Annotated in this window: 10 protein-coding genes; 2 read left to right on the top strand and 8 right to left on the bottom strand. The window is 66.1% G+C overall.

Annotated features, from left to right (window positions below; translation table 11 throughout):
• Positions 1–56: 56 nt before the first annotated feature.
• From LJ737_RS10215 to LJ737_RS10190, 6 genes are all read right to left on the bottom strand, one after another.
• Positions 57–2390 (bottom strand): peptidylprolyl isomerase, encoded by a 2334-nt coding sequence (locus LJ737_RS10215; protein WP_227765330.1) that lies wholly within the window; start codon positions 2388–2390, stop codon positions 57–59.
• A 119-nt stretch (positions 2391–2509) separates the two neighbouring features.
• A complete protein-coding gene (locus LJ737_RS10210; protein ID WP_227765328.1) occupies positions 2510–2920 on the bottom strand; it encodes an ATP-binding protein in 411 nt (136 codons plus the stop codon).
• A 25-nt stretch (positions 2921–2945) separates the two neighbouring features.
• Positions 2946–3275 carry an STAS domain-containing protein gene (locus LJ737_RS10205; protein WP_227765327.1) on the bottom strand — a complete coding sequence of 110 codons (330 nt, stop codon included), beginning with the start codon at positions 3273–3275 and terminating at the stop codon, positions 2946–2948.
• A 20-nt stretch (positions 3276–3295) separates the two neighbouring features.
• Positions 3296–5380: a GAF domain-containing SpoIIE family protein phosphatase gene (locus LJ737_RS10200; RefSeq protein ID WP_227765324.1), complete on the bottom strand. Its 2085-nt coding sequence runs from the start codon at positions 5378–5380 to the stop codon at positions 3296–3298.
• 221 nt (positions 5381–5601) lie between these two features.
• Complete coding sequence (gene guaB / locus LJ737_RS10195) at positions 5602–7080, bottom strand: IMP dehydrogenase (RefSeq protein ID WP_227765322.1); 1479 nt, start codon at positions 7078–7080, stop codon at positions 5602–5604.
• A gap of 113 nt (positions 7081–7193) precedes the next feature.
• Entirely contained in the window at positions 7194–7979 is a 786-nt protein-coding gene (locus tag LJ737_RS10190; protein WP_227765320.1) for a DUF2490 domain-containing protein, read from the bottom strand.
• Positions 7980–8183: 204 nt separating this feature from the next.
• Between LJ737_RS10190 and LJ737_RS10185 the strand changes: the two genes are divergently transcribed.
• Positions 8184–9032, top strand: a complete 849-nt coding sequence (locus LJ737_RS10185; protein WP_227765318.1) for an FRG domain-containing protein — start codon at positions 8184–8186, stop codon at positions 9030–9032.
• 60 nt (positions 9033–9092) lie between these two features.
• Positions 9093–9911 carry a phosphodiesterase gene (locus LJ737_RS10180; protein ID WP_227765316.1) on the top strand — a complete coding sequence of 273 codons (819 nt, stop codon included), beginning with the start codon at positions 9093–9095 and terminating at the stop codon, positions 9909–9911.
• A gap of 100 nt (positions 9912–10011) precedes the next feature.
• Here LJ737_RS10180 and hrpB read toward each other — a convergent pair whose 3' ends face one another.
• Entirely contained in the window at positions 10012–12546 is a 2535-nt protein-coding gene (gene hrpB / locus LJ737_RS10175) for an ATP-dependent helicase HrpB (protein ID WP_227765314.1), read from the bottom strand.
• Positions 12547–12663: 117 nt separating this feature from the next.
• Complete coding sequence (locus LJ737_RS10170; protein ID WP_227765313.1) at positions 12664–12990, bottom strand: rhodanese-like domain-containing protein; 327 nt, start codon at positions 12988–12990, stop codon at positions 12664–12666.
• Positions 12991–13153: the final 163 nt, after the last annotated feature.

The following is a 13153-nucleotide window of genomic DNA, read 5'->3' as shown; positions in this document are numbered from 1 at the left end:
GTGGTGCCACGACCCGGAGAGTCGTGGCACCACGGCAAGGGCGAGTGAGCCGCCCGTTATTTGGTCGTGAGCTTGCTGACCTCGGCTTCGTTGACCTTCACCGGGTACTTGCTGCGCAACTCTTGCACCCACTGCTGCTCCAAGTAGTTTTGGTAGTCCGAAGTGGCCTGGCCGCGGGCTTCGGCGAGGGTTTTGGGGCCGGCGGGCAGCACTTTCTCCACCTTCACGGCGTAGTAGCGGCCGTCCTGCTGCACGGTGTAGGTGCCGGGCTGCTGGGGCACGCCGTCCACCACTTTGTTGTCGCCTTTGGGGAAGGCGCGCTGCTGAATCTGCACGCCCAGCGGATTCTGCGCCTGGTTGTTGAGCATTTCCTCCAGGGCGCTGGTCTGGGTGGTCAGCAGCTCGATCTTGGCTACAGCAGCACCGGGGCGCGTGGCCGCGGTCGAGCTGATGCGGCTCGTCGACACTTTGCTGTTGGTCAGGAACTGCACCACGCGCTGGGCGCGGTCCTTGGCCAGGCTGGCTTTTTCGCCGGCTTTGATCTGGCCGGTGATGCGGATGCTCAGTTCAGGCTCGTTGACCAAGCGCTCCATCAGGCGGGTACGGTTCTGCAGGCCCAGCTTGGTCATTTCCAACGAGTTCGGGCGGAACTCCAGGGGCGGCGGCATGTCGCGCTGCACCACGTACTGGCCCACGGCCAGCTGCTGCTGGGCTTTCTTGAGCAGTTCGGGCGTAGCGGCGCTGATGACGGTGGCCTGTACGCGCGGCTCCCACTGGTATTTGGCCTGGTTTTCGGCAAAGTACTTCTGCAGGCCCACGGTGTCCTCGATGGCCTTCGACCACACTTTCTCGTCCATGAGCTGGAACAGCAGAATCCCGTCTCGGTACTCTTTCACGAGCATGCGGTAGTCTTCGTGCTTGGTTTCCAGGTTGGCGCGCTCGTAGTCCATCAGCGACTGTTCCGCGAACTGGTCGTAGAGCAGCTGGGCGGCGTAGGCGGGCGAGGTGCCTGGGCGCGGCTGCTGGTGCTGTTCCACGTAGCCGGCGAAGTCTTTCACCGTGTAGGGCTTGGCGCCGATGGTGAAGACCGGCGTGGCGCCGGCCACGGTGCTCTTTTTGCCTTTGGCACCGGGCACCGCGCTGAGCTTGGTCAGGTACGCGTCGGTTTTGAAGTGGCCGGCCGTCAGCGCGGTGTCGACCTGGGCCAGCAGCAGCTCTTTCACCGGAGCCACTTCGGTGAAGTGGTTTTCGGTGCGCACGCGCTTGATGAAAGCGGCGCGGTTCAGCTCCGAGCGGGAGTCCTTGGCTACTTTCTGCTTCAGCCCAGCTTCCGACTGCTCAAACGTGGGCACCGGCTGCTTTTCGATCAGCTTGATGATGTGCCAGCCGTAGGGCGTCTGCACGGGACCGGCCAGCTGGCCCGGCGTCTGCAGCTTGAAGGCCGCTTCCTCGAAGGAGGGAATCATGCGGCCGGTGCCGAAGGGCGGCAGCTCCCCGCCGCTGGCGGCCGAGCCCTGGTCCTCCGAGAACTGCGCCACGAGCTTGTCCCAGTTCTCGCCCTTCTGCAGGCGGCTGTACAGCTCGTCGACTTTCTTCTTGGCCATGACCGAGTCGGCCTTGGGCATGCCGGGCGTGGCGCGCACCATCAGGTGAGCCACCTTGATTTCGCCCTGGGCCGGGCGCATGTCGTTGACCTTGATGATGTGGTAGCCGAAGCGCGTGCGGATCGGCTGCGACACCTGACCGACGGGCGTCTTGTAGGCGGCAGCTTCAAACGGGTACACCATCTGCAAGGCCGTGAAGTAGCCCAGACGGCCGCCGTTTTCGCGGGCCGAAGGGTCTTCCGACGTTTCGCGGGCTACCTTTTCGAAGTCCTCGCCGCCGGTTACGCGCTGGCGCAGGGCCACAATCTTGTTGTAGGCGGCCAGCGTGTCCTTGGGGTCGGCTTCGGGCGTGACGCGAATCAGAATGTGCGAGGCGTTGACCTCCTTCTGCATGTGGTCGTAGGCCTCGCGCACCAGCTGGTCCGTGACGCTTTTCTCCGTCAGGTAGGGCTGGGCCAGCTGCTGCTTGTAGCCCTCCAGCTCGCGCTTGAACGCCTGCGTGGTGTCGAGGCCCTTGGCTTCGGCTTCGATGACCTTCAGCTTGAAGTTGGTGTACAGGTTCAGGTATTCCTGCACACTGGCTTTGCTGCCGGCATCGGGCGCGGAGCTGTTGTTTTTGCGGTACACGTAGGCAAACTCCGACGCGGGCACTTCGTGGGTGCCCAAAGTCATGAGCACCGGCTGCGGGGTAGAGGAGCTAGCGGTAGGGGATTTAGATGCCTGGCAAGCGGCCAGGAAGGCGGCCGCCGCGGCGGCGCCAGAGAACAGAATGCGGTTGCTACGCATACAAACTAATTGGCACAAAAAAGCCGTCCGCACGCTAGGTCACGCCCGGCGCGGACGGCTGCTTGTCGCAATGTTACGCAAAATTCGGCGCCTGCCGAAGCCCCCGGGCGACCTGATGCTCAGGGCAGCCGCTTGCTCAGGCGGCAAAAATTGCGCGTGCCAATGGTGGTGTACTCCACGTGGTCCATGATGCGGTTGACCAGGGCAATGCCCACGCCGCCCTTGCGGCCGGTGCGGATGTGCTCCTCCAGGTCCGGGTCGCGGTATTCGGCCGGCGAAAAGGATTGCCCGTCGTCCTCGGCTTCGAAGCGGAACTCGTGGTTAGCAATTTCCACCCGGATGTCGAGGTGCTTGTGCTCGTCCTCGTGGTTGGAGTGGATAATCAGATTGGCCACAATCTCGTCGACGGCCAGGATAATTTGGTTTTGCAGAATGTCGGACAGCTGATGCTCCTGCAGCACGCCCGCCACAAAATCGCGCACCGTCTTCAGATTGCTGCGGCTGCAACTGACGCGGATGGTGTGCTGCATGGCGAAATCGGGCGAAAACAACGAATTAGACGGCCGTAGCCTCCTGTTCGGTGGGCACAATGGTCATCAGCGAGTCGAGGCCCAGAATCTCGAACACGTTGTGGACTTTTTCCTGCATGTTGAAGAACACCAGCTTCACGCCCGCGTCCTGAAAGCGCTGTAGGTGCGAGATAAACACGCCCAGGCCGGCCGACGAGATGTAATTCAGGCGCTGGCAGTCAATCATCACCTTGCGGTAATCGAGCACGTCGGGCTTGGTCAGTTCCGTGTCGAGCGACACGGAGGAGCTGGCGTCCAGCTCGCCGTCGAGGGCGAGAGTCAGGGTATCGTTGATGGCGTGGTGTGCAATTTTCATAGCTGAGTTCTACGCGGCGGCTAGGCGAGGGGTTGGGCGTTCTTGAACTTGATGACGAGCAGGGTTTGGTCGTCGAAGGGCGGCAGGCCGCGGCTGAATTCTTCTAGGTCGCGAATGATGCTCTGCTTGATGTCCTCGGCTTCGAGGTAGTGGCTGCGTTCCAGGAGCTTACGCAGTCGGTCCTCGCCGTACTCTTCCTCCTGCGCGTTGCGCGCCTCCACGATGCCGTCGGTGTACATCACCATCACGTCGCCGGGGTTGTAGTCGTAGTACATGTTCTTGATGCGCTTCTCGTAGGCCGCCCCGTCGCGCAGAATGCCCAGGCCCAGGCCTTCTGTCTGGAAGTAGAAGGTTTCCTCGGTGATGGCGTTGTAGTAGAGCGTGTGGCAGTGCCCAGCCCGCGCAAAGGCGAAGCCCCGCTCCTTGTAATCGACGATGTAGAAGGAGGCGGTGATAAACGAGCTGCGCTCCAGGCAGTGGCTCAGGGCTTGGTTGGCCATGGCCATAAACTTGCTCGGTTGCAGGGGCTGGCCCCTCTCGGGCTTGTCGAGCAGCATCAGCGAGTGGAAGATGCCCTTCATCTGGGCCACGTGGAAGGCCGCCGTGGTGCCCTTGCCCGACACGTCGCCGATAATGATGGCAATGCGCGAGGCGCTGAGCTGCAGAAAGTCGTAAAAGTCGCCGCCGACCTCGCGGGCGGGCAGGCTGTGCCAGCGAATTTCAAACCAGCTGTCGGCCGGCAGGGTCTTCGGAATCAGGCTTTCCTGCACCAAGCTGGCAATCTTGAGTTCCTCCTTCACGCGCTCCGACTGCAAGGATTCCTGCAGCAGGCGCAGGTTCTCGATGCTGAGCACCGTCTGGTTGGTGAAGATCTGCAGCAAACTCAGGTTTTCCCGGTCGAAGCCCTGGCGCGTTTCTTTCAGCAGGTAGAGCGTGCCGTAGTGGTGCTTGGTGGAGCGCAGCGGCATCACGATGAGCGAGCCGTAGGGCAGCTCCAGGGCGCGGAAGCCGGCGCTGTTGGGCAGGTCGTTGTTGAGGTACTCGATGTGGCCGATGTTGTAGTCGGCCAGCAGGCGGCAGATGCCCTCGCGCGTGCCGGCATCGACGCGGTAGGAAAACCCGGGGCCGTCGTTGTCGGTGTCCAGATCAAGCCACGCGGCGTCGGCCTCCACCGTTTGCACGGCGGAGTCGAACAGGAGTGAGTACACCTCCTTTTCGCTTTGTCCTTTCTGGATAAGTTGCGAGAGGCGCTGCATGCTCAGGATTTCCTCGCGCTTCTGCTCAAATACGCCCGCAGTGGGCAGGTTGAACAAGGTCACCAGGAAGCCCATCACGGCGTAGAAGCCGGCGAAAAAGCTCGTCAGCACCAGAAACGCGTGCTGGGCCAGCGGGCCGGCCAGCTGCGGGTCGTTTTGCAGGTTGAGGAAGTAGACCACAAACACGGCCATGACGCCGAGAATGGCCAGTTGCAAAAACACGATTTCCCACTTCTGGCGGCGGTTCAGGTAGGCTATCCATTGCTGGTGCGCGCTTAGGTACACGCCCAGGCCGGCCAGCCCCAGCAGCACCGGCATGAGCACCCACGAGGTGGTGTCGCCGCTGACAAGGCGGAACAGCAGGGAAGCGCCCAGCAGCACTTCGAACCAGCGCCATTCTTGGCGGGTGCGCGGCTGGGCCCGGAAAAACACCAAGGACCGCCACGTGTAGCAAGTACGGGCCAGGAAATACACGAACAGCCCGAGGTTGACCGTGTAAAACGCGTTCAGCAGCACGGGGCCGCGGTCGGGCACGTAGGCCGCCAGCAGGTGCTGCGTCAGGTGCAGCAGCACGCACACCGCGGCCAAAGCCCCGGGCCACACCAGCAACTGGCGCAGCAGGGGCACAAACTCGGTGCCGCGCAACCGGTCGGGCCGGGCGCGCTCGTGCAAGAAAATACCGGCGGCAAACAGGGCTTGCGCGGTCAGGATGACCCAGTCGGGCGGCGTGCCCCAGCGGGCCGCGGCGGCCGGACTAGCGCGCAGCAGCATGCACACCAACAGCCCTAGCCAGCTGACCACTGCCAGGGGCAGGGCTAGCGGAATGAGCTTGCGAAGCAGTGCAATCATGCGAGGTGGAGAAGGGAGGAGCGGGCCGCGAAAAACGAAGATGCCCGCGGCAGGAGGACCAAGATACGAACCCCCTAGAAAATAGATAAGGCCTTTAATGGCCTTTTAACGAAGAGCAGCTGGCAGTCAGTAGTATACCAAAACCGCCGCCCGAAATGGGGCGGCGGTTCGGCAACCTAAACGGTTTTTTGGCGGCCCCGGCGGGGCCGTGGCGGCCACACCTAGCGCGAGCTGTAGTTCGGTGCTTCGCGGGTAATCTGTACGTCGTGGGGGTGCGACTCGCGCAGGCCGGCACCGGTGATGCGCACCATCTGCGCCTGCTGCAGGGTGGGCACATCGGCGGCGCCCACGTAGCCCATGCCGGCGCGCAAGCCGCCCACCAGCTGGTAGAGCACCTCGGCGGCGCTGCCCTTGAAGGCCACGCGGCCCACGATGCCCTCGGGCACCAGCTTTTTCACGTCGTCCTCGGCGTCCTGGAAGTAGCGGTCCTTCGAGCCTTCTTCCATGGCTTCCACCGAGCCCATGCCGCGGTAGGTTTTGAACTTGCGGCCTTCGTAGATGATGACCTCGCCCGGCGCCTCCTCGGTGCCCGCCAGCAAGGAGCCAATCATGATGCTCGACGCGCCGCCGGCCAAGGCCTTCACCGCGTCGCCGGAAAACTTGATGCCGCCGTCGGCAATAACCGGCACGCCGGTGCCTTCGAGGCCGCGGGCGGCTTCCATCACGGCCGAGAGTTGCGGTACGCCGATGCCGGCAATGATGCGGGTGGTGCAGATGGAGCCCGGGCCCACGCCCACCTTCACCGCGTCGGCGCCGGCGTCGGCCAGGGCCTTGGCGCCGGCGGCGGTAGCTACGTTGCCGGCAATCAGCTCCAGGTTCGGAAACTCGCGCTTCACGCGGCTGACCATGTCAATCACGCCCTTGCTGTGGCCGTGGGCGGTGTCGATGCTGATGACGTCGACGCCGGCATCCACCAGAGCCCGCACGCGGTCCAGAGTGTCGGGCGTCACGCCCACGGCGGCCCCGACGCGCAAGCGGCCGAACTCGTCTTTGCAGGCGCGGGGGCGGCTGCGGCGCTTGCGGATGTCGCGGTAGGTAATGAGGCCCTGCAGGCGGCCGTCGGCGTCCACGACGGGCAGCTTCTCCACGCGGTTGTCCTGCAGCACGGTTTCGGCTTGGGCCAGATCGGTGCCTACAGGCGTGGTGATGAGCCGTTCGCCGGGCGTCATCAGCTCCGTCACCGAGCGGGTCAGGTCCTTCTCGAAGCGCATGTCGCGGGAGGTGAGCAGGCCCAGCAGGCGCCGCTCGCCGTCGACGATGGGAATGCCGCCGATTTTGTTGTCGCGCATCAGCTTCTGCGCGTCGCCGAGCGTGGCCGAGTCGCCGAGGGTGATGGGGTCGAGCACCATGCCGCTTTCGCTGCGCTTCACGCGGCGGACCTGGTTGGCCTGCTGCTTGATGCTCATGTTCTTGTGGATGAAGCCGAGGCCACCCTCCTGCGCCATGGCAATGGCCATGTCGGCTTCGGTCACCGTGTCCATGGCGGCCGAGATGAACGGAATGTTGAGGGTGATGCGACGCGTAAGGCGGGTGCCGGTGTCGGCGTCGCGGGGGAGGACTTCGGAGTAGGCCGGCAGCAGCAGGACGTCGTCGTAGGTCAGGGCCTCGAAGGCAATTTTGGCGGCAGGGTCGGCGGCCATAGGCAAAAGGCTTTTAGCGTGGTTAACTCCTTTTGCCAAGCAAAGCTACGGCGAATTCCGGACTTGCGGCAACGCGGCGGCTTACTTAATGGAAAGCTAACGGCCGCCGGCTCCTAGTCGTTGGCCGATTGCGGCTCCGCCACGCCGCGCGGGTCGCGGCGCAGATCCACGTTGAGCAGCACGCTTAGCTGCAGGGTGTGGTTGTGCTCGAACACGCGGCCGTTGCGCTGTTGCACCAGCTGGTTGAGGTAGCCGGCTTCCAGGTTGACAAACTTGGAGGCGGCGTAGCCGAAGCCGGCGTAGAAGCGGTTCTGGTCGAAAATGTTGCTGCGCACGTGGCGGCCGAAGTTGATAAACACCTCGTCGGAGGCCACGAGGTAGGGCATGCGCGGCGTCAGTTCGGGGCCGAACAGCGGCAGCTGGGCCCGCAGCTGGTAGCGGGTGCGGTTCTGGTAGGTAAAGGTGGCGTCGTCGGGCCAGCGAATCCAGCGCTGCTCCAGGCGGTAGCGGTGCTGCAGCCGCAGGCGGCCGGCCTCGTCGCGGAGCACCAGCTGCTCGTAGAGGCGGTTTTCGGGCGAGTTGCTGGCGGCCGGGAAGTCGCCGTAGGGGAAGGACTTCTGGTAGGCATAGCCGCCGCTGAGCATCAGGTTCTTGCAGGCGTGGTAGTCGACGGCGGCGCGCACCAGGTTTTGCTGCGGGGCCCGGCCGAAGTTGGCGCGGCGCAGCTGGGCTTCGGTGTACAGGCCCCAGTGCTCGGCGAGGCGGAAGCTGCCGTTGTACACCAGCCAGAGGTGGCGGTTGTCGTCGGCCACGCGGGCTTCGGGCAACTGGGCGAGAACGGGGCGGGCGCTGCCGAACAGGAGCAACAGCCCGGCAACAGCGCGTAGGAGTGGGCTCATGCTCGGCGGTGGAATGGTGTGTTACGAAACTGTTACCGAATATCGAGCAATGTTACCGGAATGTTATGGTCGGGTGTGTTAAGTTTTCGGCCGGAGCGTGTTAAGTTTTTCGGTGCGGCGCGCCGTGGCCACGGTCGACCGTCGCCTTGCCCCAACTTTGCGTACTTCGCAGCGCCGCCCGTTTCCGCCTAAGCCCGCCCATCCGTGTCCTCCGCCCTCCCGACCGAAATTCACGTCAGCTCCTGGGAAGAATTGCAGCACGTGCTCTTCCGCGACACCTGGGACGGCCGCATCGGCCGCTTCCGCTCGCCCTTCGTGTACCGCGGCGTCCGCTCGCGCGACTACACCCTGAGCACCAGCTTGCAGCGCCTCGGCGGGCCCTACCACGAGCTGGAGCACCACCTGCTGCGCAACTTTCGCAAGTACGCCCACGACACGGCCGTGCCCGACCACTCCTCGGTGTGGGACTGGCTGGCCGTGGCCCAGCACCACGGCCTGCCCACGCGCCTGCTCGACTGGACGTACTCGCCCTACGTGGCCCTGCACTTCGCCACCGACGACCTGGAAGCCTACCACCAGGACGGCGTTATCTGGGCGCTGAACTACGTGAAGGCCGCCGAGTACATGCCCGCCCGTCTGCGCGACGCCCTGCGCGCCGAGGGCTCGAACGTGTTTACGCCCGAGCTGCTGCAGCCGGTGTGCCGCAACCTGCGCGAGTTGGAGGAAATGCAGCCCGAGCAGCCGTTTCTGCTGTTTCTGGAGCCGCCCTCCCTGGATGCGCGTATCCTGCACCAGTACGCGCTGTTTGCCCTGATGTCGACGGCGCAGGCCGACTTGGACACCTGGCTGGAAGAGCACCCCGAGCTGTTTTTTCGCATCATCCTGCCGGCCCACCTGAAGTGGGAAACCCGCGACAAGCTCGATCAGGCCAACATCACCGAACGGGTGCTGTTCCCGGGCTTGGGCGGGCTGAGCCGCTGGCTGCACCGCCACTACAGCCAGGCGCACGGGCAGCCGGGCCCAGGGCCGAGCCGCCCGACGGTTGAGGACTAATCGGCCCGCTGGCTGCGCGTCTGGCCGCGTGGTGTTAGCTTGCCCCAAACTGTTGCGCCCATGATTATTGCCCAGCTCAGCGACACCCACATCAACGACGAGTCGCCGGAAGCCGCGGCGCGCCTGCGGGCGGCCGTAACGCACCTGCTGCACCTGCCCGCCGTGCCCGACGTGGTGCTGATTACCGGCGACTGTACCGAGCACGGCTCCGAGACCGAGTACGCGCACTTTCGGGAGCTGCTGCGGCCGCTAACGATACCGGTCTACGTCATTCCCGGCAACCACGACGACCGGCCGCGGCTGCGGGCGCTGTTCGGGCCGCAGGGCGCGCAGGCCATGCCTGATTTCGTGCAATACACGGTGGAGGCCGGCTCGCTGCGGCTGCTGGCCCTGGATACCCACGTGCCGGGGCAGGACGGCGGCACGCTGTGCCCGGCGCGCCTACAGTGGCTCGAGGAGCGGCTTTCGGAGCAGCCCGAGCGGCCCACCATCATCCTGATGCACCACCCGCCGTTCCGCTGCGGCCTGGCGCCGTTCGATGGCATCGGCCTTGATGTCATGAGTGAATTTGGCACCGTCGTAGCGCGGCACCCGCAGGTGGAGCGCGTGCTGGCCGGGCACTTGCACATGGGCGTGCAGCGGCCGTTACACGGCGCCTTGGCCGTGGTCTGCCCGTCCACGTTGCACCAGCTGCTGCCGGATTTTCGGCGGCCGCGGAGCCTGGAAGTAAGCTTCGGCCCGCCCGCCATGCTACTGCACACCTGGGCCGCCGACACCGGGCTGCTTACCCACAGCAGCCTGATTGCGGAGCCCCGGCCGGTGCTCGTCATGCACGACGGGCAGCAGTGGCAAAGCCCGCCGTGGCCGGTGCGCGGGTGAAATAGTGCGCAGTCCTGCTTGGCGTAGCCCGAACGATTGTCGCAGAACGCTTCAAGGGTTGCCATTATGCGGTACGCGAAGCAACCTGCGCGCTACGCTGCTACTGGCCTTCCAGGCGCTTTTTCGTCAGCTTGGTGGGCACGTGCGACATGGGGTCGTCGGGCCAGGGGTGCTTGGGGTAGCGGCCGCGCAGGTCCTTCCGCACCTCGAAGTAGCCGGTCTGCCAAAAGCTGCGCAGGTCGCGGGTGACCTGGGCCGGGCGGCCGCCGGGGCTGAGCAAGTGCAGCAGCAGCGGCACCCGGCCCGCGGCCACGGCGGGCGTTTCCACCAAGCCGAACAACTCCTGCAGCTTCACCGCCAGCACCGGCGCGGCCGGGTCACTGTAATCAATGCGCACGTGCGAGCCGCTGGGGACTTCCAGGTGCGCGGGGGCGAGGCGGTCCAGCTCCTGGCGCTGGGCCCAGCCGCCGGGCAGACGCTGCAGCAGCAGCTCGGCCACGTCGAGGCGGCTCACGTCGGCGAGGCTGCGCAGGCCGGCCAAGTTGGGCGCGAGCCAGTCGGCGGCATCGGCCAGCAGCGCTTCGGTCGACACGGCGGGCCAGTCGGCGGGCGCCAGGTGATGCAGAAAGGCCAGCCGCTCCCGTACTTGCTGGGCGTGCTCGGTCCAATTCAGGGCGCGCAGCTCGCCGCCGAGCACGGCCGTGAGCAGGGCAGCGGCCACTTCCTCGGCGCTGGGGTTGGGCAGGTTAGTTTCCGACAAGACCAGGGCGCCCAGGCGGCGCAGCTTGCGGGCCAGCACCCGCCCGGTGGCCGCGTCAAACTGCACTTCGGCCTGCTCGCTGATTTGCTCGCCAAACAGCTCTTCCACCTCAGGTTTCGACAGCGGCGCGGCCAGCGCAGCGCGCGGGGCATTGGCGGGGCCGTCGAGGTGGGCGGCAGCGAAGAATACATCGGAGCCGGCGAAGAACTCGGCGGGCAGCTGCACGCGCTGGCCGGTGACGAGGCGCAGGCGGTCCGTGCCCTCGCGCTGGCCGAGGCGGTCGGGGTAGGCCAGTGCGGCCAGCAAGCCGGCCATGTCGGGTTCTAAGTCGGCGGCTTTCACGCCGGCGCGGCCGCGCAGGGCCGTGGCGGCTTCGCGCACACGGCGCAGGCCCTGAGCGTCGGGTAAAAGTCCCGGCAACGGCGCCCGACCGGTTTGCAAGGCTTCGAGGCGCAGGCGCAGGTCGGGCGGGGCGGGACGGCCGTCGGTGGCCCGCAGAATGTCGCGTTCCGCCAGCAACGCCGCCAGGGCGCAGGCCGTGGGGCCGTGGCCCAGCTCACGGCCGCGCACCACGAGGTGGCCCAAGCGCGGGGGCAAGCCGAGGCGGGCCAGCTCGCGGCCGTGAGCGGTGGGCTGGCCGGCGGCGGTGAGGGCCCCGAGGCGCACGAGCAGCTCCCGGGCCTGGGCCAGCGCCGGGGCGGGCGGGGCATCGAGCCAGAGCAGATTCGGGGCTTCGGCGCCCCACAGGGCCAGCTCCAGGGCCAGGGCGCTGAGGTCGGCGGTGAGGATTTCGGGGGCTAGGTGCGCCGGCAGCGTGGCCTGGTCGATTTCGGGCCAGAGGCGGTAGCACACGCCGGGGCCGAGGCGGCCGGCCCGGCCCCGGCGCTGGTCGGCCGCCGCCTGGCTGACGGGCACGGTTTCGAGCGTGGTCAGGCCGGTGCGCGGCACGAAGCGCGGCACCCGGGCAAACCCGCCGTCGACCACCACCCGCACGCCTTCGATGGTGAGGCTGGTTTCGGCAATGCTGGTGGCCAGCACCACTTTGCGGCGGCCGGCGGGGGCCGGGCGCAGGGCGGCGTCCTGCTTGTCCAGCGGCAGCTCGCCGTGCAGCACGTGAAGGTCGACTTCGGCCGGCAGCGTGGTGTCCAGCTTTTCGCCCACGCGGCGCTGGTCGGCCAGGCCGGGCAGGAATACTAGCACGTCCCCGGTTTGGGTGCTGAGGGCCTCGCGCACGGTAGCCGGGGTCAGCTCGGCCAGCCGGTCGCCGGGGCGGTTCGACAGGCCCGCGGCGCGGCGCGGGCTCAGGTAAATCGTTTCGACCGGGTACATGCGGCCCTCGCTTGTCACCACCGGTGCCTGCAGCCAGGGCCCCAGCCGAGCCGCGTCCAAGGTGGCCGACATGACGACGAGGCGCAAATCTGGCCGCAGCACTTGCTGGGCGTCGAGCGTGAGGGCCAGGCCCAGGTCGGCCTGCAGGCTGCGCTCGTGAAATTCGTCGAAGAGCACGGCGGCCACGCCCTCCAGCGCGGGGTCGTCCTGCACCAGACGCGTCAAAATACCTTCGGTCACGACTTCGATGCGGGTGCGGGCCGAAACCTTGTTTTCGAGGCGCACGCGGTAGCCCACGGTTTGGCCCACCGGCTCGCCCAGTAGCTGGGCCATGCGCGTGGCGGCGGCCCGGGCCGCCAGCCGGCGCGGCTCCAGCATGATGATTTTGCCCTCCGCCGGCCGCCAAGGCGCCTCTAGCAACGCCAGGGGCACCAGCGTGGTCTTGCCGGCGCCGGGCGGGGCTTGCAGCACGGCGCGGTTGCCGGCCTCCAGCGCCGCCAGTAAGTCGGGCAGCGCGGCGCGGATGGGCAGGTCGGGGTAGGTCAAGTGGTGAAAGTGGTGAGGGGTGAACTTGTGAAGTCAGAGGAAGAGGGCGCCTCGAGGAGCCAAAATGTGGAGTCGAAAATCAGGCATGCACAACTTCACAAATTCAAAATTTCACCCCTAGTAAACCGGTACCGTCGGGTCGACTTTCACCGACCAAGCGTGGATGCCGCCGCGCAGGTTCAGCAGGTTCTGCCGGCCGTGGCGGTGCTGCAGGTAAGCCAGCGCCTGCATGGAGCGCACGCCGTGGTGGCAAATCAGCACCACGGGCTGGTCTTCGCAGATTTCGTCGGTGCGGCGGGCCAGCTCGCCCAGCGGAATGAGCTGGCTGCCTTCGATGCGGCAGTACTCAAACTCCTCGGGTTGGCGCACGTCCACGAGCTGCAGGGTTTCGCCGGCGGCCAGCCGGTCGCGGAGTTGTTCGGGCGTGAGTTCGGGCAGGGACATAGGGGTAAGATGGGGAAATGGCGAGATGGTGAGTTGGCCGTTCCGGTATTCCGGGCATCACTCCCCAGCTTCCCACCTCACGATTTCACCTGCAAAAGTAGCTTCGGAGTCGTTAGCTTTGACGGCGCCACGCCGTGGCGGCCTTGCGTCCGCGCTTCTCCAC

Source organism: Hymenobacter sp. 15J16-1T3B (assembly GCF_020711235.1).
Taxonomy (GTDB): Bacteria; Bacteroidota; Bacteroidia; order Cytophagales; family Hymenobacteraceae; genus Solirubrum.
Note: the sequence above shows the minus strand (reverse complement) of the source record. Positions and strands in the feature narration are given on the sequence as shown.